The sequence below is a fragment of the Mycolicibacterium sp. XJ1819 genome, from assembly GCF_053483675.1.
The window spans coordinates 41989-63340 of record NZ_JBEFST010000005.1; the positions used below are offsets into that span (position 1 = coordinate 41989).

At 64.7% G+C, this 21352-nt stretch carries 24 protein-coding genes; 11 read left to right on the forward strand and 13 right to left on the reverse strand.

Annotated elements, in window-relative coordinates; genetic code table 11:
• The first annotated feature begins 35 nt into the window (after positions 1-35).
• Positions 36-800, forward strand: coding sequence for an SDR family NAD(P)-dependent oxidoreductase (locus ABQE89_RS06645; protein WP_448415364.1), 765 nt, complete (start codon positions 36-38; stop codon positions 798-800).
• A gap of 156 nt (positions 801-956) precedes the next feature.
• Here the strand turns inward: ABQE89_RS06645 and ABQE89_RS06650 are convergent, their stop codons facing one another.
• Positions 957-1148: a hypothetical protein gene (locus ABQE89_RS06650; protein ID WP_448415366.1), complete on the reverse strand. Its 192-nt coding sequence runs from the start codon at positions 1146-1148 to the stop codon at positions 957-959.
• Positions 1149-1302: 154 nt separating this feature from the next.
• Here ABQE89_RS06650 and ABQE89_RS06655 point away from each other — a divergent pair, with 154 nt between their 5' ends.
• Positions 1303-1989, forward strand: a complete 687-nt coding sequence (locus tag ABQE89_RS06655; RefSeq protein WP_448415368.1) for a helix-turn-helix transcriptional regulator — start codon at positions 1303-1305, stop codon at positions 1987-1989.
• Between the two features lie 15 nt (positions 1990-2004).
• Here ABQE89_RS06655 and ctaD read toward each other — a convergent pair whose 3' ends face one another.
• Both ctaD and ABQE89_RS06665 read right to left on the reverse strand, forming a co-directional pair.
• Positions 2005-3690 (reverse strand): aa3-type cytochrome oxidase subunit I, encoded by a 1686-nt coding sequence (gene ctaD, locus ABQE89_RS06660; RefSeq protein WP_448415370.1) that lies wholly within the window; start codon positions 3688-3690, stop codon positions 2005-2007.
• Between the two features lie 166 nt (positions 3691-3856).
• On the reverse strand, positions 3857-4384 hold the full coding sequence (locus tag ABQE89_RS06665) for a PaaI family thioesterase (protein ID WP_448415372.1): 528 nt from the start codon (positions 4382-4384) through the stop codon (positions 3857-3859).
• Positions 4385-4491: 107 nt separating this feature from the next.
• Here ABQE89_RS06665 and ABQE89_RS06670 point away from each other — a divergent pair, with 107 nt between their 5' ends.
• Complete coding sequence (locus ABQE89_RS06670; RefSeq protein ID WP_448415374.1) at positions 4492-5130, forward strand: TetR/AcrR family transcriptional regulator; 639 nt, start codon at positions 4492-4494, stop codon at positions 5128-5130.
• A 12-nt stretch (positions 5131-5142) separates the two neighbouring features.
• On the opposite strand, the gene ABQE89_RS06675 is transcribed toward ABQE89_RS06670, so the two are convergent.
• Both ABQE89_RS06675 and ABQE89_RS06680 read right to left on the reverse strand, forming a co-directional pair.
• Complete coding sequence (locus ABQE89_RS06675) at positions 5143-6291, reverse strand: acyl-CoA dehydrogenase family protein (protein WP_448415375.1); 1149 nt, start codon at positions 6289-6291, stop codon at positions 5143-5145.
• A 25-nt stretch (positions 6292-6316) separates the two neighbouring features.
• On the reverse strand, positions 6317-7846 hold the full coding sequence (locus ABQE89_RS06680) for an AMP-binding protein (protein WP_448415378.1): 1530 nt from the start codon (positions 7844-7846) through the stop codon (positions 6317-6319).
• 46 nt (positions 7847-7892) lie between these two features.
• On the opposite strand from ABQE89_RS06680, the gene ABQE89_RS06685 reads away from it, so the two are divergent.
• Genes ABQE89_RS06685 through ABQE89_RS06715 form a run of 7 tightly spaced genes read left to right on the forward strand, consistent with a single transcriptional unit; the run spans position 7893 to position 12390 of the window.
• A complete protein-coding gene (locus tag ABQE89_RS06685; RefSeq protein ID WP_448415380.1) occupies positions 7893-8327 on the forward strand; it encodes a PaaI family thioesterase in 435 nt (144 codons plus the stop codon).
• Complete coding sequence (locus ABQE89_RS06690; RefSeq protein ID WP_448415382.1) at positions 8324-8773, forward strand: FAS1-like dehydratase domain-containing protein; 450 nt, start codon at positions 8324-8326, stop codon at positions 8771-8773. Before ABQE89_RS06685 ends, ABQE89_RS06690 begins: the two co-directional genes overlap by 4 nt.
• A complete protein-coding gene (locus ABQE89_RS06695) occupies positions 8770-9201 on the forward strand; it encodes a MaoC/PaaZ C-terminal domain-containing protein (protein WP_448415384.1) in 432 nt (143 codons plus the stop codon). The genes ABQE89_RS06690 and ABQE89_RS06695 overlap by 4 nt, the downstream gene beginning before the upstream one ends.
• Before the next feature lie 53 nt (positions 9202-9254).
• Complete coding sequence (locus tag ABQE89_RS06700; protein WP_448415695.1) at positions 9255-10286, forward strand: zinc-dependent alcohol dehydrogenase; 1032 nt, start codon at positions 9255-9257, stop codon at positions 10284-10286.
• Complete coding sequence (locus ABQE89_RS06705) at positions 10283-10882, forward strand: carboxymuconolactone decarboxylase family protein (RefSeq protein ID WP_448415386.1); 600 nt, start codon at positions 10283-10285, stop codon at positions 10880-10882. The genes ABQE89_RS06700 and ABQE89_RS06705 overlap by 4 nt, the downstream gene beginning before the upstream one ends.
• Positions 10883-10904: 22 nt before the next feature.
• A complete protein-coding gene (locus tag ABQE89_RS06710) occupies positions 10905-11699 on the forward strand; it encodes an enoyl-CoA hydratase-related protein (RefSeq protein WP_448415387.1) in 795 nt (264 codons plus the stop codon).
• Positions 11700-11709: 10 nt separating this feature from the next.
• On the forward strand, positions 11710-12390 hold the full coding sequence (locus ABQE89_RS06715) for a GntR family transcriptional regulator (RefSeq protein WP_448415388.1): 681 nt from the start codon (positions 11710-11712) through the stop codon (positions 12388-12390).
• A gap of 12 nt (positions 12391-12402) precedes the next feature.
• On the opposite strand, the gene ABQE89_RS06720 is transcribed toward ABQE89_RS06715, so the two are convergent.
• Together ABQE89_RS06720 and ABQE89_RS06725 are read right to left on the reverse strand one after the other, a co-directional pair.
• Positions 12403-13128, reverse strand: coding sequence for a crotonase/enoyl-CoA hydratase family protein (locus tag ABQE89_RS06720; RefSeq protein ID WP_448415696.1), 726 nt, complete (start codon positions 13126-13128; stop codon positions 12403-12405).
• A gap of 50 nt (positions 13129-13178) precedes the next feature.
• A complete protein-coding gene (locus ABQE89_RS06725; protein WP_448415389.1) occupies positions 13179-13943 on the reverse strand; it encodes an SDR family NAD(P)-dependent oxidoreductase in 765 nt (254 codons plus the stop codon).
• A gap of 146 nt (positions 13944-14089) precedes the next feature.
• Here ABQE89_RS06725 and ABQE89_RS06730 point away from each other — a divergent pair, with 146 nt between their 5' ends.
• On the forward strand, positions 14090-15133 hold the full coding sequence (locus tag ABQE89_RS06730; RefSeq protein WP_448415391.1) for a TIGR03617 family F420-dependent LLM class oxidoreductase: 1044 nt from the start codon (positions 14090-14092) through the stop codon (positions 15131-15133).
• Here the strand turns inward: ABQE89_RS06730 and ABQE89_RS06735 are convergent.
• From ABQE89_RS06735 to ABQE89_RS06760, 6 genes are read right to left on the reverse strand one after another with little or no spacing between them, the layout of a single operon-like run.
• Positions 15108-16043, reverse strand: a complete 936-nt coding sequence (locus ABQE89_RS06735; RefSeq protein WP_448415392.1) for a TIGR03619 family F420-dependent LLM class oxidoreductase — start codon at positions 16041-16043, stop codon at positions 15108-15110. The genes ABQE89_RS06730 and ABQE89_RS06735 overlap by 26 nt on opposite strands.
• Before the next feature lie 36 nt (positions 16044-16079).
• On the reverse strand, positions 16080-17786 hold the full coding sequence (locus ABQE89_RS06740; RefSeq protein WP_448415393.1) for an FAD-binding protein: 1707 nt from the start codon (positions 17784-17786) through the stop codon (positions 16080-16082).
• The gene (locus ABQE89_RS06745) at positions 17783-18028 is read right to left on the reverse strand and encodes a biotin/lipoyl-containing protein (RefSeq protein ID WP_448415395.1); all 246 of its coding nucleotides are present in this window, start codon (positions 18026-18028) and stop codon (positions 17783-17785) included. The genes ABQE89_RS06740 and ABQE89_RS06745 overlap by 4 nt, the downstream gene beginning before the upstream one ends.
• Positions 18028-19011, reverse strand: coding sequence for an alpha-ketoacid dehydrogenase subunit beta (locus ABQE89_RS06750; protein WP_448415397.1), 984 nt, complete (start codon positions 19009-19011; stop codon positions 18028-18030). The genes ABQE89_RS06745 and ABQE89_RS06750 overlap by 1 nt, the downstream gene beginning before the upstream one ends.
• On the reverse strand, positions 19008-19985 hold the full coding sequence (locus tag ABQE89_RS06755) for a thiamine pyrophosphate-dependent dehydrogenase E1 component subunit alpha (protein WP_448415399.1): 978 nt from the start codon (positions 19983-19985) through the stop codon (positions 19008-19010). Before ABQE89_RS06755 ends, ABQE89_RS06750 begins: the two co-directional genes overlap by 4 nt.
• A complete protein-coding gene (locus tag ABQE89_RS06760) occupies positions 19982-21310 on the reverse strand; it encodes an aromatic ring-hydroxylating oxygenase subunit alpha (protein ID WP_448415401.1) in 1329 nt (442 codons plus the stop codon). Before ABQE89_RS06760 ends, ABQE89_RS06755 begins: the two co-directional genes overlap by 4 nt.
• Between the last annotated feature and the right edge of the window lie 42 nt (positions 21311-21352).

Below are 21352 nucleotides of genomic sequence, written 5' to 3' on the forward strand. Positions count from 1 at the left end.
GCCTTGCATCTTGATCGTGAGATAGGAGAACGACGGTGTCGATTCTGGACAAGTTTCGGCTCGACGACAGGGTCGTCATCATCACCGGCGCGTCATCCGGTCTAGGCGTTTCGTTCGCCGAGGCGTGCGCGCAGGCCGGTGCCGACGTCGTACTGGCCGCGCGCCGGGTCGAAAACTTGAACTCCACCGCCGATCTGGTGCGCCAGGCCGGGCGCCGGGCGCACATCGTCAAGACCGACGTCGCCGACCCCGAGCAGTGTTCGGCGCTGGTCGACTCCGCGATGAACGAGTTCGGTCGCGTTGACGTACTGGTGAACAATGCCGGAGTCGGCACCGCAGTGCCCGCAGTGCGGGAGACCCCCGAAGAGTTCAGGTGGGTCATCGACGTCAACCTCAATGGGTCCTACTGGACGGCGCAGGCCTGCGGGCGGGTGATGCAGCCCGGAAGTTCGATCATCAACATCTCCAGCGTCCTGGGTATCACCACCGCGGGACTGCCTCAGGCTGCTTACAGCGCGAGCAAGTCAGCCGTCTTCGGGCTCACGCGCGATCTCGCCCAGCAGTGGGGTTCGCGAAAAGGCATCCGGGTCAACGCGATTGCGCCCGGGTTCTTCAAGTCGGAGATGACCGACCAGTACGCACCCGACTACTTGGAGAAGACCAGAGCCAGCCGCATGGTGCTGCCGCGCATGGGCGACCCCGATGAGCTTGCCGCCACGTTGGTGTGGCTGGCCTCGGATGCCGGCGGCTACGTGACCGGGCAGACCATCGTCGTCGATGGCGGTGTGACAATCACCTAGGGGTCGGCGGTCGGCATTGGTTGGGACGTCGGCATTGGTTGGGACGTCGGCATTGGTTGGGACGTCGGCATTGATTGGACAACGAAACCAACCTGATCAGTTGCCAACTCTCGCAGCACGTCTACGGTGTCAGCGAACCCACCGCATCCTTCGCGCCTAGCGCTGCTCTCCGACCGGTTCCAGCAGCTGTCGACCCAACGCCCCGCCCTCGGATTCCCAACGTTGGCGGGCCACTGACGCGAAATAGCGATCTTGCGCCTCTCGCTCGCCCACGCCGAGCGGTTCACCGAAGATCGACTGATCGACGGCCGCTCGGGCGGCCTGTCGGGGCCGGGTTACTGAGGACATGTGGGGCGCCTCCGTCCATCGCCGCTAATATAGAGGGATCGTATACGTTAAATATAAGAGGCGATGACCGGTGACCAAACGAAGAGATTCCGCAGCCACAACCGGCCGACCAGGACGGGTTTCGCGCAGTCGACAACGTGAAACAGTGCTACAGATGGTGCGCGAACACGGCGATGCGATTGACGCCGTCGATCTCGCCTCACGCCTGGGGTTGCATGTCACCACTGTGCGCTTCCACCTGGACTCATTGTGCGACGAAGGAAAGCTCGAACGAACCCGGATGAACCGTGGACGCGTTGGTCGGCCCCGCACGGGGTATCGCGCTGTCGAGGAACGCCTGGATTACCGAGTACTCGCCGAGGTTCTCGCGATGGAATTGGGACAGACCGCCCAGGCCCGTGCCCGAGGCGCCCGAAGTGCGGGACGGCGGTGGGCCGAACGAATCATGAGCTCGCAGAATTCGCAGGGTGAGCGCGCTCCGGGAGACCCGATCGATCGAGGCGCGGTGCTGGCCACCGAGATCTTCGATCGCATCGGCTTCGGCCCCGACCTGGCGGCGCAGTCCGAGCCGACGGCCTCGCTGTCGGCCGACGCCGAGCAGGTCATGGGTCGCGAGCGGGTGATCCGGCTACACGCCTGCCCAGTAAGGGATTTGGCCCGCGAGCACCCCGAGGTGATCTGCGGTATCCATCTTGGACTTCTGCAGGGACTGGTCGAATACGCAGCGGGCGTCGGTGGACGATCCGGTTCCCGGAGCCGAGCAGTGACGGCCAGGCTCGAGCCGTTCGTCGAACAGGAACTGTGCATCGCCAGGCTGGCCGCCCCGCCACGGCCCGCATGATCAAGTCAAAGCGGACTACGGCGTCTGCCGGCCGATGTGGGATTCGGCGCGCATCCGGGCGACCATGTGCGGATAGTGCAATTCGAAAGCGGGACGTTCGGAGCGGACCCGCGGCAACTCGGTGAAGTTGTGTCGCGGCGGCGGGCAACTGGTGGTCCACTCCAAGGCGCTGCCGTAACCCCAGGGATCATCGACGACGACCGGTTCTCCGAAGCGGTAGCTTTTGAAGACGTTCCAGACAAATGGCACGACCGAAATGCCCAGGGTGAACGCGCCGATGGTGGAGACCACGTTGAGTTCGGTGAACCCGTCGGTGGGCAGATAGTCGGCATAGCGTCGCGGCATCCCCTCGTTGCCCAGCCAGTGCTGCACCAGGAACGTGGTGTGGAAACCGATGAACGTCAACCAGAAGTGCAGCTTGCCCAGCCGCTCGTCGAGCATCCGGCCGGTCATCTTCGGGAACCAGAAGTAGATGCCGGCATAGGTGGCGAACACGATCGTGCCGAACAGCACATAGTGAAAGTGCGCTACCAGGAAGTAGGTATCGGTGACGTGGAAGTCGATCGGCGGGCTGGCCAGCATGACTCCGGATAGTCCGCCGAGCAGGAAGGTGAGCATGAAACCGACGGAGAACAACATCGGCGTCTCGAAGGTCAACTGCCCCTTCCACATCGTGCCGATCCAGTTGAAGAACTTGATCCCGGTGGGTACCGCGATCAGATATGACATGAAGGAGAAGAACGGAAGTAGAACGGCGCCGGTGGCGAACATATGGTGCGCCCACACCGCGGTGGACAGCGCGGCGATGCTCACGGTCGCGTAGACCATGGTGGTGTAGCCGAAGACCGGTTTGCGGCTGAAGACCGGGATGATCTCGGTGACGATGCCGAAGAACGGAATCGCGACGATGTACACCTCGGGATGTCCGAAGAACCAGAACAGGTGCTGCCACAGGATGACTCCGCCGTTGGCCGGGTCATAGATGTGGCCCCCCAGATGGCGGTCGTAGGCGAGTCCCAGCAATGCCGCCGTGAGCAGCGGAAATGCGATGAGGATCATGATGCTGGTGACGAGGATGTTCCAGGTGAAGATCGGCATCCGGAACATCGTCATGCCGGGTGCGCGCATGCAGACCACCGTGGTGATCATGTTGACCGCACCCAGGATGGTGCCCAGACCGGCGACCGCAAGGCCCATGATCCACAGATCCGCGCCGGCACCGGGTGTATGTAGGGCGTCACTGAGTGGGGTGTACGCAGTCCACCCGAAGTCAGCCGCGCCGCCTGGGGTGAGAAAACCCGCTACGGTGACCAATGCGCCAAACAGGTAGAGCCAGTAACTGAAGGCGTTCAGCCGCGGAAACGCCACGTCCGGTGCGCCGATCTGCAGTGGCAGAACGCAATTGGCGAACCCGAAGACGATTGGGGTTGCGTACAACAGCAGCATGATCGTGCCGTGCATGGTGAACAACTGGTTGTATTGCTCGTTGGAAAGCAGCTGCAGTCCCGGCGTGCTGAGTTCCGAACGCATCAGCAACGCCATCAAACCACCGGCCATGAAGAACGCGATCGCCGTGACCGTGTACATGATGCCCAGCATTTTGTGGTCGGTGGTTGTGATGAGCCGGTATACGGCAGATCCCTTGGCGCCGCGCCCGATCGGATTCGGTCGGACCGGAGTCAGTTCAGCCACCACGCTCATGGCGCGCCCACATCGGCGGGACGGCTTGCTATCTGATGAGCCACCCGGGCACCGCCTTCAGAGGATGCTATATTTAACGGACTTTAGTCCTTTAAACGGGCGAGCGGAAGAGGCCTGGGTCACAGTTGATTCTGCACTGTGGCGGCCTGGGTTGGTGACCCGGCGACTACGACTCTGCGGGCGCGGAATCCTGTTCGGCCAGCCATTTTTCGTAACGAGCGAAGTGCGACGGATCGCGGGCGACCCAGATTCCGGTGGCAGTCGCCAGCACGCTCCGACCGGGCAACAGCAGCAGTTCACCGGAGATGAACCACTTCGAGCCCTCGATCTTGTCGATCCACGCGCGGCCGGCCAGCGGCCGCTCCACCGGGACGGGCTTGCGGAAGTTCACCGTCAACGTCGCGGTCACCGACATCTGGTTGCGCAGCACCGGCACGTGACCGAGCATCTCGTCCATCACCGCGGCGGTCCATCCGCCGTGGGCGACGTTCGGCCCGCCCTCCTGGTTACGCGGGCAAGCGACGTCGAAAAGAGCGACGTCGCCATCCAACGATTCACCTTGAACGCCAAGCCGACACTGTCCGGTCGCGGTGCAGGCGCCGCACATGACCACACCGCCTTCGGTGCGAGGGACGTCGACGGAGTCGTTTCCGATCCACGCCAGCGGATCGTCGCTCATGTCGTTCTGCGTCATCGCGCACCCTATTCGCCACACGTCAAGCCGTTGAAAATACCCATGAACTATACACCGTACAAGTGCGGGGAACCGCTTTTAGATAGCGGCCACTGTACAGTTTGATGGTGACCAGCAGCGGACAATCCCCCGCGCGTAGCCGACGCTCTGGCGACCAGGTACGCGCGCTGTTGCTTGCCGGGGCCCGCGCCGTGTTCGCCGAACTCGGTTACGCCGGCGCGACGACCAAAGAGATCAGCGCTCGCGCCGAGGTCGGCGAGGTGTTGTTGTTCCGCCATTTCGGCAACAAGGCGGGGCTGTTCGACGAGGCCGTTCTGGGCCCGTTCGAAACCTTCGTCGACGAATGGGTTGACCGATGGACCCAACGCAGACTGGGCGGTGGCGGCGCGGAGGACCTGGCTCACGAGTACGTCGAGTTGCTGTACGGCTTTCTCGACGACAACCGCCAACTCGTCGTCGCGCTGCTCAGCGCCCAGGCGCACCACTCCTCGGCCGCCGAGCGACTGCAGGTGCTCTTCGACCGCTTGGCCGAGACCATCCGAGAGGCCGCATCGGTGTACGGTCTGCCGGTCCGCAACCCCGCGCTCACGGTGCGGCTCACGTTCGGGATGGTGCTATCGACCGTCGAACACGCCGAGCTTCTGTTCGTCGACGCCGCAAAACCGGCCCGGCGCGCGCTTGTCGACGAGTTGACCCTTTACGTGCTGCACGGCGTGGGCGAAGAACCCGAATCCGGCTGGCGCTGAGACGGCCGGCGCCTACAACCCCAGCGACTTGCTGATGATCGACTTCATCACTTCACTTGTGCCCCCGTAGATTCGGGTGACCCGAGCATCGGCGTACAGCCGGGCGATCGGGTACTCGGTGATGTAGCCGTAGCCGCCGAAGAGCTGTAGACACCGGTCGACGACACGGCCCTGCAGCTCAGTGCAGAACAGCTTGACCTTCGCCGCATCGACTGGAGTGAGTTCGCCGTCGACAAGACGCAGCACAGCGGTGTCGAGCATTGTCTGTCCGGCGGTCAACTCGGTTTCGATGGTCGCCAGTTCGAACTTGGTGTTCTGGAAATGGCTGACGGGCTTGCCGAACACCGTGCGTTCTTTCACATAGGCGACGGTGTGATCGAGAGCAGCCCTCGCCGCGGCCAGTGCGCCCACCGCAATGGCCAGCCGCTCCTGAGGCAGGTTGTGTCCGAGGTATCCGAATCCGGCGCCCTCTTCGCCGAGCAGATTGGTCGAGGGTACCCGGACATCGGTGAACGAGAGTTCCACGGTGTCTTGGACTTTGATTCCGATCTTCGGCAGCGCCCTACCGATCTCGAAGCCCTCCATACTCCGTTCCACGACCAGCAGCGACAACCCGGCCCGCCGGTTGGTTTCGTCTGTCGAGGTGCGGGCGAGCACGATCACCAGATCGGCATGCAGCCCGCCGCTGATGAAGGTCTTGGCTCCGTTGAGAATGTAGTGATCACCGTCGCGGCGGGCAGTTGTCTTGACCCCGGCCAGATCCGAACCCGTTCCGGGTTCGGTCATTGCGATGGCGGTGAACAGTTCACCGGTGGCCAGTCCGGGAAACCAGCGTGCACGCTGCTCCGAATTGGCCAGATGCAGAAAGTACGGCAACACCACGTCCATGTGCGTGCGCAGCGTGCCCAGCGTGAATGTGGCCTTGTTGATCTCCTCCTGCAGCACGACGTTGAAGCGGTAGTCGCTCTGCCCGCCGCCGCCGAAATCCTCAGGTATCCCCAGTCCGATGATGCCGAGCGCCCCGAGTCGGCGGTACAGCTCCCGCGGCACCGCGCCGGCGTGCTCCCACTCGTCGAAGTACGGCTGCACCTCTTTGGCCAGGAAGGCCCGCACCACTTGGCGGAACGCCTGCTGTTCGGCGGTGAACACATCGAGTCTCAACGGTCGCTTCCTCTGGATAGCTTGCTCAATACCCGGCCACCGCGGCCCGGATTGCCGCGTAGTCCGGCTTGCCGACATAAGTACGGGCCACGTGCTCCACCCGCACCCAGCGCTTGGGACACTTGTATGCCGTCAATCGGCTTCGGCAGTGGGTGTCCAATTCTTCGTCGTCCACATCGCCGTTCAATGTGACGACACCGGTGACCACCTGACCCCACTTCTCATCGGGTAACCCGATGATCGCCGCATCGCCGACGGCAGGATGGTCGCGCACCACGATCTCGACCTCTTCCGGCCATACCTTCTCACCGCCGGTATTGATGCAGGCGTTGCCTCGGCCCAGAAGGCGGATCGTGCCGTCGGCGTTGACCATCGCCTCGTCACCGATCAGCAGATGCCGCTTTCCGTCGACCTCACGAAACATCTGGGCTGTCTTGCCCGGATCGTTGAGATACCCCAACGGCAGCCGACCGGCCGTGGCGATCACCCCGACTTCATCCGAGCCCGCGGCCACCGGCCGATTGTCGGCACCGAGCACCACCAGACCGCTGCGGGCCTGGAAGCCCTTACCGTCCACATCGCGGCTCACCAGCGCTTCGGTTGAGCCGAAATTGTCGATGAGGCGGATATTTGGAAGGTGTTGCGACAAGCGTTGGCGTACTTCGGGGCTCCACACCGCGCCCGAGGACGACAAGACCGACAACGAGTCCAGGGCTCCCGTCCACCGGCCGGTGTCCAACTCCGCGAGTAGCGGTCTGGCGAACGCATCGCCGACGATCCCCAGTACCCTCACCCCGTATTGCTCGACGAGCGCGAGCGTCGCGGCGGCGTCGAATGAGGGCTGCTCGTGCAACACCACCGTGCCGCCCCCGTTAAGAGTGTTGAGGGCCAACCCCATTGCGGTGCCGTGGGCCAAGGGGGATGCGGGCAGCGTCGTCGGTGCGGGCCGCGCATTCCCGCAGGCAAGTGCGGCCGGGTCCGGCGGGTCGGCGTCGGGCTTGATGACCTCCCACAGCATCCGGTAGTGGGTGTCGACCTCCCAGACGACACCTCGCGGACGTCCCGTCGTGCCGCCGGTGTACCACAGGATCCGGTCGCGGCCGGACAGTTCACGCGCAGGCGCAGGGTCACCGGCCAGCGCGCTCGAATACTCCGCTGAGTCGGCCTCCAACAGCACCAGCGGCCGAGCCAGCAGTTCCGCCGCCCGTGCTACCTCGTCGGCCGCGGCGGATTCGTGCACGAGCGCCGCGGCGTCACAGTCGCGGACCACCTCGGCGATCTCGCTGCCGGTGTAGCGAGGGTTCACATTCGCCGGAGGTGAGCCCACCATCAATGCGGCATAGAACGTTTCGAGAATAGCGGGACGGTTGATCAGCATCGTGCCGACCGGGCGCCCGTCCCGCACTCCATGGCGATGCAGATATCCGGCGAGGGCAGATGCGTTTGCATAGAGCCGGCTCGCGGACAGGGTTGTGTTAGGTGTGGCGACCAGCGTGCGGTGCGGGTCGCCGAGCGCGAATGCCTTCAAGGCGCGAACGTAGTGGTAGTCGGCCACGACTCCTGCTCTTCAAATTGAATTCAATATTGTCTAGCATCATGGCATGACCGACACCGAGTTGAGAAGCCGTCACGGCAAGTCATTGCGCTACATGTTCAGCAAGGTCCCCTTCGTCAAGGCTTTGGACCTCGAACTCCTGGAGTGGGAGGACCAGGAGGGGCGCGCCGTGGTCCGGATGCCGTTTCGCGATCTCTCCGACAACGGCGGGGGTACACCGCACGGCGGTGCGATTGCGACGTTGTTGGACACCACCGGTGCGGCCTCGGTGTGGAACGGACACGATTACGACCGCGGCGCTCGAGGCTCCACAGTGTCGCTGACGGTGAACTATCTGGGCACTGCCCGAGACGAGGCGGTGGTCGCAACGGCGCACTGTGTGCGCCGCGCAAGGGAACTCAACTTCGCAACCATTGAGGCGGTCAGTGAGTCCGGCCGTCCGGTGGCCAGCGCGGTGATGACCTATCGGATCGCGCCGTGACGGCCGCCCAGGGCGCCGATGATCTGGTCGGCAAGACCGCCGAGCCATTCGAGTTTCGTGTCGAATTGGGCAAGGTGCGCGAGTTCACCCGCGCAATCAGCAGCCGTGAACCCGCTTATGCCGACGGCACGCTCACTCCGCCGACCTTCCTGATGGCCGCTGACCACTGGCAGCGCCGCCAAAACTCGGTCTGGAAGGGCGTCAAGCGCAACCTGGCTCGCACGCTGCACGCTGAACAGGAGTTCGTCTTTCACGGGCAACCACCCGCAGTCGGCACCACGCTGCAGGGTCGCTCCCGCATCGACAAGCGTTACAGCAAGGAAGGCAAGCGCGGCGGGACGATGCTATTCACCGAAGTCGTCACCGAGTATCACGATGAGGACGGCCGGTTGGTCGCAGAAGTTCGCGCGACGACCGTCGAAACCTCGAAGGCGGCAAACCGATGACGGCACCGACATCACTGGCCGTGGGCAGCCAGGCCGAACCTTACACCGCACAGCCGTTGACCATCACCGACTTTGTTCGATACCAAGGCGCCTCAGGGGATTTCAACCCGATGCACCACGACCACCCCATGGCGGTTGCCGCCGGGTTCGACCAACCGTTCGCAGTGGGCATGCTGGCGGCGGGCACGCTGGGCGGATTCGTGGCCCGTTGGCTCGGTCCGGCCCACATCCGGCGGTTCCGAGTGCGCTTCGCCGAGCAGGCCTGGCCCGGTGATGTGCTGACCTATACCGGCGCGCTCACCGCAGTGAACGCGGAACGTTCCGGGACGGTGCGCGTGGAGGCCGAACTCGCCGCGACGCGTCAGACCGGCGGGATACACCTTCGCGGATGGGCGACCTTCGAACTACCCGCTGAGGGTGAGACGTGAGCACCGCGATCGCACTCGTCCTGGAAGGCCCCAGCAGGTTGGTGGCCCGGGAGATGTCCCTCCCGAAACTTGACACGGGAGAGGCGATCCTGCGTGTCGAGGCGTGTGGCCTGTGTGGTACCGACCATGAATTGTTCACCGGTGCGATGGCCGCCACCTTCCCGATGGTTCCCGGTCACGAAGTGGTCGGCAGCATCGAGACAGCCACACCCGAATTCACTGCCGCCCGTGGGATCGGCGAGGGCGACCGCGTCGCGTTGGAGGTCTTTCAACGCTGCGGTCGATGTGATGCCTGCCGGTCGGGCGCCTATCCCCTGTGCCGAGTGCACGGGCTGCGGGATTCTTACGGGAACAATCCGCTGCGCGCCGGATCCGGGCTGTGGGGCGGTTATGCCACCCATCTCGTGCTTACCGCCGATGCGCTGCTGCATCCTGTTGCGGCAGGGCTGGATCCCGCGTATGCCACCCTGTTCAATCCGCTGGGGGCCGGAATCCGTTGGGGTGCCACGTTGCCAGGCCTGTCAGAGGGTGACGTCGTGGCGGTGCTCGGTCCAGGCCTGCGTGGGTTGAGCGCGGTGGCCGCCGCAGCCAACGCCAAGGCGGGATTCATCATGCTGACCGGTGCCGGTGACCGTGACACCGACCGGCTGGAACTGGGCCGGACACTTGGCGCCGACGCGGTCGTCGATGTCACCCGCGTCGATGCCAAGGCGCTGCTCAAGGAGCGCATCGGTGGGCTCGCCGACGTCGTGGTCGACGTGACTGCGGCGGCGCCTGCAGCCTTCACCCAGGCACTGGATCTGGTTCGGCCCGGCGGCACGGTCGTTGTCGCAGGCACCCGGGGCAGCCATGTGCTACGCGAGTTCAGCCCGGACCGGATCGTGCTGAAGGAGTTGCGCGTACTGGGTGCCCGCGGCGTCGACGGCACCGCGTACGCCGCCGCTCTGGAAATGCTGGCCACCGATGACCGTTTCCAGGCACTTCCCCGCCATTCCGTCGGGTTGGACGCCGATCGCGTTTCGGAGTTGCTCGAGACCATGGCCCGGGGCGCCAATCCACCGCTGCACGCGGTGGTGGTGCCGTGAGCGACTCAACGCGCGAGCCACTAGACGCTTCTCAACCGCGGCTTCCATTGCTGGACAACGAGACGGCGGCCGCAGCTGCCGACAAGATCGGCATCGACGCCAAGTACCTCACCCAACCGATCTGGACGATGCTGTTGGCGCGTCCGAAGTTCGCCAAGGCGTTGTACGGCGTTCTGACCGACCTGCTGTTCCGCAACAGGCTGCCGGTGCGACTGCGCGAGTTGCTCATCATGCGCATCGGCTGGGCCACTGCCGCGGAGTTCGAATGGGCACAGCACTGGCAGATCGGGAACCGTGCCGGAGTCGATCCCGAAGACCTGTTGGGCGTGCGCGACTGGCGCTCGACCGACCGTTTTGACCCCGCCGACCGAGCAGCGCTGGCCGCCGCTGACGAGATCGTCGAGGACGGTGAGCTCAGTGACGCGTGCTGGGCCGGGTTACGAGAACACTTCGACGAACCTGAACTGCTGGAACTCGTTGCAGTGCTGGCGACTTGGCACTATGTCAGTGTTCTCGTCCGAACCTTGCGGATACCGCTGGACGAGGGCATGAGCTCCTGGCCACCCGACGGTCAAGCGCCTGGCCGCGACTTTTGAATTCAACTGCTACCCTAGCGGCGTGGATGGGGATATCATCACCGCTTTCGCTGACGGGGTGCTGACTATCACGTTGAACCGGCCCGAGCGTCTCAACGCGTGGACCTACGAGATGGGCGACGAGTACTTCGATGCACTCGATGCCGCTGACGACGACATCGACGTGCGCGTGGTGGTGCTGACCGGCGCCGGAAGGGGCTTCTGCGCCGGACTGGACATGGAAGCGCTCAGCGCAGCGGCCGATACCCAGCAACGCCGACTGCCGACGCGTGGACGCCGGATGACCCATGCGCAACAGTTCCGCAAGCCACTCATCGGTGCCATCAACGGGCCCTGCGTCGGCTTCGGGCTGGTGCAGGCACTGGCATGCGATATTCGTTTCGCGGCGGAGTCGGCGTTCTTCATGACGGCGTTCGCTCAGCGCGGTCTCAACGCTGAGTACGGCACGAGTTGGCTACTGCCGAGGATCATCGGACACACCCGCGCTGCCGAATGGCTGATGTCAGGGCGCCGGATAGCGGCCGCCGAAGCCGACCGCATCGGACTGGTCAATGGCGTACGGTCCGACGAGACGCTGCTTGCCGACACCGTCGACTACGCCCGCCGACTCGCCCAGAGTGCATCACCGATCGCGTTGGCGGACACCAAGGCTCAGCTTGCAGGTGACTGGCTTCGCGATCGTGTCGAAGCCGAAGACTACGCCAAGGCACGGGGGCACTGGCCGGGGCATCGCATTGACTTCGCCGAGGGCGTCCGCAGTTTCGGGGACAAGCGCGCACCCGAATTTCAACCGCTGCCGCCCCGTGGGGAGAAGTAGGTGACCTGATATGCCCAAACGTTACGGCATCAAGGACCGCGATGTCGCTGCTGCCTGGGTGATGCAGCGACTCTTCGATGGTCGACTGCGGTCAGGAGATCGACTTGATCGCCAGCAGATTGCCGACGAGGTGGGGATCAGCCGCGTGCCCGTGCAGGAGATGCTCGCTCAACTCGAGCGCGACGGCATCGTGCGCACCGAATACCACCGCGGCGCATACCTCGAACGTTTCGATCCGGCGACGGTGGCCGAGACATACGAATTGTTCGGACTCATCACCGGACACGCAGCCGCCGCTGCGGCCCAGGTGATGACACCGGAGCTGGCAGGATCGCTCGACAAGCTCGTTGCCAAACTGGGGCGTGCCGGCCAAGCCGAGTTCAACGATGTGACCTGGGAATTCCGCCGCCAGGTCAATCTCGCCGCGAGTGGTCCGCGGATGCGAGCGATGCTTTTGACATTTCGCACGTTCATGCCAACGGCATACTCGCTGCTGCTGGATATCCAACGCAACCGGACAGCGATTCGACAGCACTACCGCGCAGAGTGCCGGGCGCTGACGAAGGGAGACCCGGCGGCCGCGCGCCGTGCCGCGGAGAGTCGCTGTGCCGACGAAGGCGAGATGCTGATCAAGGAACTGGTGCGTCGCAGGGTTTTCGACCCGCCGACCGCGCAAGCCGACGCCTTCTAAGAATCAGATCGGTCAACGGCCGGTCCACACCGCAGCACGTTTCTCGGCAAATGCTGCCGCCCCCTCGGCCGCGTCGGCGGAGGCAAAGACAGGGTCGGCGATCGGCGTCTGTCGGCTGAACAGTTCGTCGGCAGGCCAGTCCTCCGATTCGACGACCAATCGTTTGGCTGCCCGAACGGCGAGCGGTGCGTTGGCCGCGATCACCTGGGCCAGGTCATGGGCTGTGCCAAGCGCCTGCCCGTCGTCGACGACCTCGTTGACGAGACCGAACTGGTGCGCAGTCAGAGCGTCGATGGGATCACCGGTCAACAGCAGCCGTAGCGCGACGGCGCGGGGCAGACGACGCGGCAGGCGCACCGCGCCGCCTCCACGTGCCAACAGGCCGCGCTTGACCTCGGGGAGACCGAACCTGGCGCCCCGGCCGGCCACCACCATGTCACAGGCCAGCACGAGCTCGAAACCGCCGCCGAGCGCCCAACCCTCGACGGCCGCAATGAGCGGTTTGGCCGGCGGCGCTTCGGTGAGCCCGCCGAATCCGCGACCCTCCACACGCGGCAGCTCACCTGCCGCAAAGCGCTTGAGATCCATCCCAGCGCAGAACGTTCCACCGGATCCCGTGAGTACGGCCACGATCAGCTCGGGATCCTCGTCGAGCTCAGTCAGCGCGGCGGCGATCTGCTCGGCGGCCCGCTTGGTCATCGCGTTGCGTTGCGCGGGACGGTCGATCGTGAGCGTCATGACGCCGTCGGCGATGTCGACACGGACGTCGTTCCCAGCACCGTCCTCGCTCACCGCGGTGCCATCCGGATCGCGCCGTCCAACCGGATCGTCTGGCCGTTGAGATAGCCGTTCTCCAACATGTCGACGGCGAGTTCGCCGAAATCCCGTGGCTCACCGAGTCGCCTCGGGTGCGGCACAGCGGCGGCCAGACCGTCGCGAATGTCCTGACGTAGGCGGCCGAGCATCGGGGTGTCGAAAACACCGGGCGCGATGGTGTTGACCCGGATCGCCCAACTCGCCAGATCCCGCGCCGCAACGAGCGTGATGCCGTGCACCGCGGCTTTGGAAGCGGTGTAGGACGTTTGGCCGATCTGTCCGTCGAACGCCGCCACCGATGCGGTCATCACAATGGCACCCCGATCGCCGTCGAGCAGTTCGGTGTTGCCAGCCATCCGCTGAGCGGCCAATCGCAAGACGTTGTAGGTGCCCAGCAGATTCAAGCGGACCACGTCTTCGAAGCTCGACAGTGGACCGGGATTGCGGTCACGGTCGATGATCCGGGTGCGATCACCGCCTCGCCCCGCGCAATGCACGACACCGCGCAGCGGGCCGGTTTCCTCGGCGGCGTCCAGCGCCGCGGCCATCTGCCCTTCATCGAGCACGTCGGCGGCGACGAAGCGGGCGGCGATGTCGGCGGCGGCCTGCTCGCCCAGCGAAGTGGGCAGGTCCGCGACGACGACTTGGGCGCCGCGCTCGCGCAGCACTGTCGCGGTGGCCAAGCCGAGGCCGGAGCCCCCGCCGGTCACCAGTGTGGAAGTGCCCTCAAGTTGCATGGCCCTACTTCCCTTCTGGCCGTTGTACATGTGCTGGTGCGTCGTTTGAATTCAACCGATGATAACCGTACCGACCGTCTAGCTTTGTACCGCACCTTCTACCGGCCACTGGTGACAGTTTTGAATTCATTTAGTAGCTTAGAGCGATGCTTCTCCTGGACGCGACGCTCAGCAACGACCTCGATGCGACGGCATCGGAGGCGGCGCGGGCCGAAACCGACGGGCTGGACACCGCATGGATCGGCGAGTCCAAATACGATTCGTTCCTACGAAGTTTCGCCGTCGCCGCTGCGACCGAGCACCTCAAGGTCGGCACGGCGGTGACGATCGCCTTCGGTCGCAGCCCACTGACGGTGGCCAGCAGCGCCTACGATCTCGCGCGGTACGCCGAGGGCCGCTTCACCCTCGGATTGGGATCTCAGGTGAAGGCGCATATCCAACGTCGGTTCTCCATGCCGTGGTCGCGGCCGGCCGCGCGGATGCGCGAATATGTCGCAGCAGTCCGCGCCATCTGGGCGTCCTGGCAGTCAGATGAGGCGTTGAACTTCACCGGCGAGTTCTACACCCACACCCTGATGCCGCCCTTCTTCCGTCCCGCCGGACACGACTTCGGCACACCCCCGATCTACCTTGCTGCGGTGGGACAGAAGATGACCGAAGTCGCAGGCGAGGTCTGCGACGGGATGTTCTTCCATCCGTTCACCACGACCCGCTACCTCGAGCACGTCACGCTGCCCGCGCTGCAGCGCGGGCGAGAACGTGGACAGCGAACATCGGCGTTCGCATTGTGCGGTCCCGTGTTGACAGCGGTTGGGCGCAGCAGCACCGAACTCGATGCGGCGATCGCTGGCGTGCGTGCACAGCTAGCCTTCTATGCTTCAACTCCGGCGTATCGCCCTGTTCTCGAGCTGCACGGCTGGGATGGCATTGCCGCGGAGCTGACGTCAATGACCAAGCAGGGCCGCTGGACCGAAATCGCGAATCTGGTCGACGACGAGATGCTGGACAACCTCGCCGTTGTGGGCAATCCGGCCGAAGTGGCCGATCGGCTCGTCTCACGATTCGGCCCGATCGCGACGTCGGTGTCGCTGTCGACGCCCTATGAGTACGACCGTTCGATCACCAGTGAGATCGCGGCGAGGATGGCCGCAGTCCAACAAAGGTCTATAGGGAACGTGCCGCCGGAATGACTGCCTCTGCCACCCAACGTAAGTGGTCGATGTACTCATCGACACTGCCGACCTGAGCGGGCGGTATCCAGGTGTCGGTGACACCCAACGCGGCCAGTTCACCACATTCGTCGATTATCCGCTGGGCCTCTGTGCCCGCCCCGGCCTCGGGGGCGTCCAGTGCGACATGATGCCCCGAGGCAAACCCGATGCGCAGGGACATCAGCGAGTAGAAGACCGTAAACGGGCGTTCGTTGAAGTTCGGATCCGACTTGATGCGGTCGATCTTCTCGCCCAGTTCGCCCGGTTGCGTGAGCCAGGGTGCCCAGCCGTCCCCGAACCGCGCCGCACGACGCAGGGCCGGCGCGGCGTCGCCACCGATCCAGATGGGGAGATTCCGCTGCCGCATGGGCTTGGGTTCGAAGGCAATGTCGGAAAATGAGACGAACTGACCATCGAATGTCGGTGTGTCGCTGCGCCAAAGCTCGACCATGGCGGCGAGGTATTCGTCGGCGATCTTGCCTCGTTGCTTCCAGTCGACTCCCAGAGCCGCATATTCAGCCTCCTGCCATCCGACGCCGACCGTGAGGGCGGCGCGGCCGCCGCTGAGCCAGTCCAAGGTGCACAAAGACTTGGCCAGCACCACCGGATTGCGCAGCGGTAGCAGCGTGACCATGGAGTTCACCTGGATGTTCTGGGTGGCGCCTGCGATCACCGACTTCGCGGTGGTGGCATCGACGAAGTGGGTTCCGGTGCTCTCGACGTGATCGGAGCCGATGATGAAGTGCTCGGCGATGAGCACCCCGTCATAACCGAAATCGTCTATGGCGCGGGCGATCCGCAGCACCTCGCTACCCGGTATCGACTTCTCCCATGGCTGGGTGATCGCCGGGGTCTGGGCGCATCCGGGCATGAGGACATGAAATTTCAACGTGTGCTCCGATCAGGGTGACGCGGGGTGTCAGATCTACGGGGCGGTGTGCTGGGACGTGACCGTGGTGGGCGCCTCGATATCGGACATAGCGCGGGCGGCAATCCAACCGAACGCAAACGATGCTCCGATGCTTGCACCGGCACCGGGATAGGTACGGCCCATCACCGACGCGGTGCAGTTACCGGTGGCATAGAGTCCGTCGATCGCGTCGCCGTGCTGGTCGAGTACGCGGGCATGCTCGTCGGTCAGGAGGCCACCGCACGTACCCACATCGCCGGGATAGACGGCGACCGCGTAGAACGGTGGCTTGTCCACCGGCCCCACACAGGGATTCGGCTTGGTGCGGGGGTCGGCATAGTAGCGGTCGTAGGCGCGTTCGCCCTTGTGGAAGTCGGGATCGACGCCGTCAACCGCGTACGAATTGAACCGCTCGACGGTGGCGTTCAGGCCTGCCGGGTCAATACCGCACTCTGCGGCAAGGTTTTCCAGTGTGTCTGCTTTGCGCATATACCCGCTCGACAACCACTTCCGTGGCGTATAGCCGCCGGGAACCAGACCCCACTGATAGCGGCGACGGTGCCTGCTGTCCATCACCCACCAGCTCGGGATGGTGGGGGCCACGGCGTTGCGTTCGTACATCGCCTGGCCGACGGCCATGTAGGAGGCGGCCTCGTTGATGTAGCGCTGTCCCGTGCCGTCGACGAGGATGGCGTGGGGCTTGGCGCGTTCGTAGACAATGTAGAGCGGGGAACCGTCCGGCAGGATGGTGGTCGGAATCCACCATGCTTCGTCCATCAAATCAGTTGCCGCGCCGTGCTGCATCGCCGCGGCGATCACCTCGCCGGTATCGCCCGGGTTGGCCACTGTCCACTTCGTCGACGCCGGTTGGCGACCGAACTCGGTGCGCATGTCGGCGTTGTGGGAGAAGCCGCCCGCGTTGAGCAACACGCCGCGTCGAGCCTGGATGCGAAGTGTCCGACCGTGGCGCTGCGCGACGACACCGAGAACCCGTCCGTCCTCGACGATGAGGCCGGTGACAGGCGTGCAATTCCATATCGGAATATCGGCGCGGATCGCGGCCAGCAACATCCAGCCCTGCAGTGCGACTCCCGAGCCGCGGACGGACTGGCGGCGCAGTGTCGCCGCGGCCAGCCGGGCAGACACCTTCGCGATGGTCGCCAGTGAGCGGGCCGTGCGTCCGCCCAAGACCGCATCGGCGACTTCGGAAGTGTGCACGGGGATGGCGGGCAGGGTCTCGCTGATCCGTAGCCGCGACTCCCAGTGACCCAGCGCGGTGGTGTCGAACAACTCGGTTTCGATCGACCGGCCGCGGGCTTTGCCGCCAGGCAGTTCGTCGTTGTAGTCCGAGTAGTTCTCGCAGTGCCGGAACCGGATGCCTTGGGCCTCCAGGAAGTTCACCATCGGTTCGACGGCGTCGAGGAAGGCGTTCACGCGTGCCGGTGAGGTCGACGGGTGGTCGAACCCGACCAGGCTCTCGAAGTAGCGCAGCGCGTCGGTCCGGCTGTCCGCCACCCCGGCGCGCCGCGACACCGGGTTGTCCGGTAGCCACAGAATGCCGCCCGACATCGCCGTCGATCCGCCGATCACATCGGCCTTCTCCAACACCAGCGACTGCAACCCGGCGCTATTCGCCGCGAGTGCCGCGCACATCGATCCGCCGCCGCTGCCGACCATGACGCAGTCGGTGATCACATCCCAGTGCTGCGCACCGTCGGTCATTCGTCCCCCGTGATCTCGGCGATGAGCGTGCCCACCGGATAGGTCTGATCGGGCTCGCCGATCTGGCGTACGGTCCCGCTGACCGGCGCGGTGATCTCCTGATCGACCTTGTCGGTGGCCGCGACATACAACGGCGCACCGGCTTCGACACGGTCGCCGTCGGCCACCAGCCATTCGGCCAATGTGGCCTGGTCGATGGCCATACCGAGTTTCGGGATCTTGATCTTGTGGATCAGCGGCATCACATCACCTTCCGAATCGCATCTTCGATCCGGTCGTCGCTGTACATGAATGCCTGCTCGAGCGGGCGGCTGAATGGAACCGGGCAGTTGCGCGAGCCGACCCGCACGACCGGTGTGCGCAGCGTGCCGTGTAGTTCCTCGGCGATGAGCGCGGACACCGTCGCGCCGACGCCGAACTGCTCGACGGCTTCGTGGACCACCACGGCGCGGCCGGTTTTGGCGACCGACTCCAACACCGTTGTCTTGTCGATGGGTGAAATCGTGCGCAAATCAACGACTTCGATGTTGACTCCCTCACTGCTGAGCTTGTCGGCGAGCGCCAGAACTTGGGCGACCGGGCGGCCGTAGGAAATCACGCTGACATCGCTGCCCGCGCGCGCGACGTTAGCCTGGCCCAGCGGAATACGAAGTCCGGGTTGCGGTGCCGGACCTGCGTCCCAATAGGTCGGCATCGTCTCGATGAACAGGCAAGGGTCGTCGTCGAAGATGCATGACAACAGAAGGCCTTTCACCTCTGCCGGACTCGATCCGGTAACCACCTTGAGGCCAGGCACGTGGGCGAACGACGCCTCGGGCATGTCGGAGTGCTGCCCTCCCGAGCCCATGCCGGCACCACTCATGGTCCGGATGGTCAGCGGGACACTGGTCTGCCCACCGGACATGAACCGGATCTTGGCCGCGTGGTTGACGATCTGATCCATGGCCAGGGTGAGGAAGTTGGCGAGCATGATCTCGGCGACCGGTCGCATCCCCGCGATCGCCGCCCCGACCGCCGCGCCGGCGATGGCCTGCTCACTGATCGGTGTGCTGCGCACCCGGTGGGCCCCGTACTTGGTGGACAGGCCCGCGGTCACCTTGGCGACGCCGCCCCCTTCACGGTCGGCGATGTCCTCACCGAGCAGAAACACCGACTCGTCGGCGGCCAGTGCCTCGTCGAGGGCCAGGGTGGAGGCCTGGGCGAACGTGATCGTATCGGTGCTCATACCGCCACTTCCTGCGCATAGATGTCGCGGCCGAGTTCGGCGACGTCGGGATAGTCGCTGTTGCGGGCGAACTCGACAGCGTCGGTGATCTGCTCGCGCGCGTTGTTCTCGATCGCGTCCAGGGCCGCGGCGTCCGCATACCCGTCGCCGATCAACGCGTCACGCAGCGCAGGTACCGGGTCCTTGGCCATCCGCTCGGCCATCAGTTGAGCGTCGATGTAGCTTCCGTCGTCTCCGAAAAAGTGGCCCATGAACCGGAACGTCTTGGCTTCCAACAACGTCGGTCCGTCCCCGTTTCGCGCGGCGGCGATCGCGTCGGCGGCCGCGCCATACATTGCCACGGGGTCGTTGCCGTCCACGGTCAGCCCCCGCATGCTGTAGGCGCTTGCGCGGTCGGCGACATTGGGACAACTGGTGCCGTGGGCATAGGCGGTGTGCTCGGCGAAGTCGTTGTTCTGGCACAAGAAGACCACCGGCAACTTCCAGAGCGAAGCGAGATTCAGCGCCTCGTGGAAGGCGCCGATATTGCTGGCTCCGTCACCGAAGTTGGCCACGACGACGCGGGACTCGTTGCGCAACACCGATGCCAGCGCCAACCCGTTGGCGATCGGCAATCCGCTGCCCACCACCCCGGTGGTCAGCATGATGCCGGTCTCGGGGTGGGTGACGTGCATCGGCCCACCCTTGCCCTTGCACGCACCGGTGACCTTGCCGAAGTACTCGGCGAACAACGGCCGCAACGGCATTCCCTTGGCGATCTGGTCGTGTATGCCGCGGTAGGTGGTGACGATGTAGTCCTCGCCCCGCAGGCTTTGCGCGGCCGCGGCCGCGACGATCTCCTGCCCGCGTGGCGAGTAGTAGGACAGCGCGATCTCCCCCGCCATCAACAGGTTGCGGATCTGCTCGTCGACGAGTTTGATCAGCACCGCTGTCCGATAGATCTCCAGCAGCGTCTCCGGACTGGGTTGGGTCATCGTGTTCCCTCCGTGGCGTCGGTAAGCCCAAGATATTCGTGCAGCACCCGGTGGAAGTTCGAAATCGGCTTTTCCTGAATCGGATTCGTTCGTGAACCGGCGAATCCGCGCGACTTCATGCCCTGCTGGATCTCTCCCAAATTCTGGAAGTCCTGCGGCAGGATTTCGCCCCAGTCGTCGTGGTCCTGCCAGCTTTCGAAGAACTCTCTGTGCAGTTCCGGTTCTTTGCCGGGCGCGTAGCGCGCCAGCGACCACACGTCGAACACGCACGAGTCGGGATCGTCGCCGTTGGGCCGCGACCGGTACCACAGCGCGCCGTCCATGTTGGGCAGCACGATGAGGTTGGGGAACATGTGCCAGTCGATGCCGGCACGCACGATGTTTTCGAACGTGAGCCCGTCCGGCCAGCCCGCGCCGTCCTCGATGGCGGCCTCGCGCTGAAACATCAGCGATTTCATGAGAACGGCGTTCGGCTCCTCGTCCTCTGGCACATCGGTGAGCAGCCGCTTGACCGCCTCGACATCACGAGTGGTCCAGATGGCCCGCAGTTCGCGCTCCATCATCTGCATGAACTCGACCAGGCCGGTGCGGAGATCCTTCGGGACCTCACCCCCCAGGCGACGGGAGGGAAAGCCCATCGGCCGGTTGTCTGGCGGATAGGTGAACATCGCGTGCTTGCCGAACGCCTCGCTGACCGTCCAGTCGTCTTGGTAGCGCAGCAATTGCGGGTGCGTCGCGGCGACGTGATAGCCCTCGTTGAACGCCTCCAGGGCAACTTTCCAGTTGCAGGGCAGGATCACCGTCTTGTACCAGCGGTAGCGCATCTTGTCGAACTCGTAGCTGTCGAAGATCTCCGGCACCGGGGCCAGGTACTCGCGCAGCGGCTGCGGTGAGTCCTCCATGGTGACGAAGACGAACCCGCCCCAGGTGTCGACGTTGACGTCCTTGAGCCGGATGTCCGGGTCTTGCAGCACGCCCTGGTAGTCGTCGCGGTCGAGAACCTCGCGTGGGCTGCCGTCGAGGTTCCAGCGCCAGCCGTGGAAGCGGCAGTAGAAGTTCTTGGCGTTGCCGCAGCCCTCGGTGAGCCGACGACCACGGTGCTGACAGACGTTGTAGTAGGCCCGCAGGGTGTTCTCGTCGAGTCGGGTCACGATGATCGACTCGTCGGCGATCTGGTAGGTGACGTAGTCGCCGGGATTCGGGATTTCCTCCAGGCGGCACGCGACCTGCCAGACGTTCGGCCACAGCCGCTCCTTCTCCAGCGCCACGTACTGCGGCTCGAAGTACGGCTGCTTGGGGATGAAGTCGTCGCGAACCGCACTCACTGGGCCTTTGGCCTCGGCGGATTGTTCAACTCGAGTGGGCGG

What these genes read in the sequence shown, in the direction of transcription:
- ABQE89_RS06650 (WP_448415366.1), bottom strand. Translation starts at nt 1,148, where the DNA reads ATGTCCTCAGTAACCCGGCCCCGACAGGCCGCCCGAGCGGCCGTCGAT.
- ABQE89_RS06655 (WP_448415368.1), top strand. Translation starts at nt 1,303, where the DNA reads ATGGTGCGCGAACACGGCGATGCGATTGACGCCGTCGATCTCGCCTCA.
- ctaD (WP_448415370.1), bottom strand. Translation starts at nt 3,690, where the DNA reads ATGAGCGTGGTGGCTGAACTGACTCCGGTCCGACCGAATCCGATCGGG.
- ABQE89_RS06665 (WP_448415372.1), bottom strand. Translation starts at nt 4,384, where the DNA reads ATGACGCAGAACGACATGAGCGACGATCCGCTGGCGTGGATCGGAAAC.
- ABQE89_RS06685 (WP_448415380.1), top strand. Translation starts at nt 7,893, where the DNA reads ATGACCGACACCGAGTTGAGAAGCCGTCACGGCAAGTCATTGCGCTAC.
- ABQE89_RS06695 (WP_448415384.1), top strand. Translation starts at nt 8,770, where the DNA reads ATGACGGCACCGACATCACTGGCCGTGGGCAGCCAGGCCGAACCTTAC.
- ABQE89_RS06700 (WP_448415695.1), top strand. Translation starts at nt 9,255, where the DNA reads ATGTCCCTCCCGAAACTTGACACGGGAGAGGCGATCCTGCGTGTCGAG.
- ABQE89_RS06715 (WP_448415388.1), top strand. Translation starts at nt 11,710, where the DNA reads ATGCCCAAACGTTACGGCATCAAGGACCGCGATGTCGCTGCTGCCTGG.
- ABQE89_RS06720 (WP_448415696.1), bottom strand. Translation starts at nt 13,128, where the DNA reads ATGACGCTCACGATCGACCGTCCCGCGCAACGCAACGCGATGACCAAG.
- ABQE89_RS06725 (WP_448415389.1), bottom strand. Translation starts at nt 13,943, where the DNA reads ATGCAACTTGAGGGCACTTCCACACTGGTGACCGGCGGGGGCTCCGGC.
- ABQE89_RS06730 (WP_448415391.1), top strand. Translation starts at nt 14,090, where the DNA reads ATGCTTCTCCTGGACGCGACGCTCAGCAACGACCTCGATGCGACGGCA.
- ABQE89_RS06740 (WP_448415393.1), bottom strand. Translation starts at nt 17,786, where the DNA reads ATGACCGACGGTGCGCAGCACTGGGATGTGATCACCGACTGCGTCATG.
- ABQE89_RS06745 (WP_448415395.1), bottom strand. Translation starts at nt 18,028, where the DNA reads ATGCCGCTGATCCACAAGATCAAGATCCCGAAACTCGGTATGGCCATC.
- ABQE89_RS06750 (WP_448415397.1), bottom strand. Translation starts at nt 19,011, where the DNA reads ATGAGCACCGATACGATCACGTTCGCCCAGGCCTCCACCCTGGCCCTC.
- ABQE89_RS06755 (WP_448415399.1), bottom strand. Translation starts at nt 19,985, where the DNA reads ATGACCCAACCCAGTCCGGAGACGCTGCTGGAGATCTATCGGACAGCG.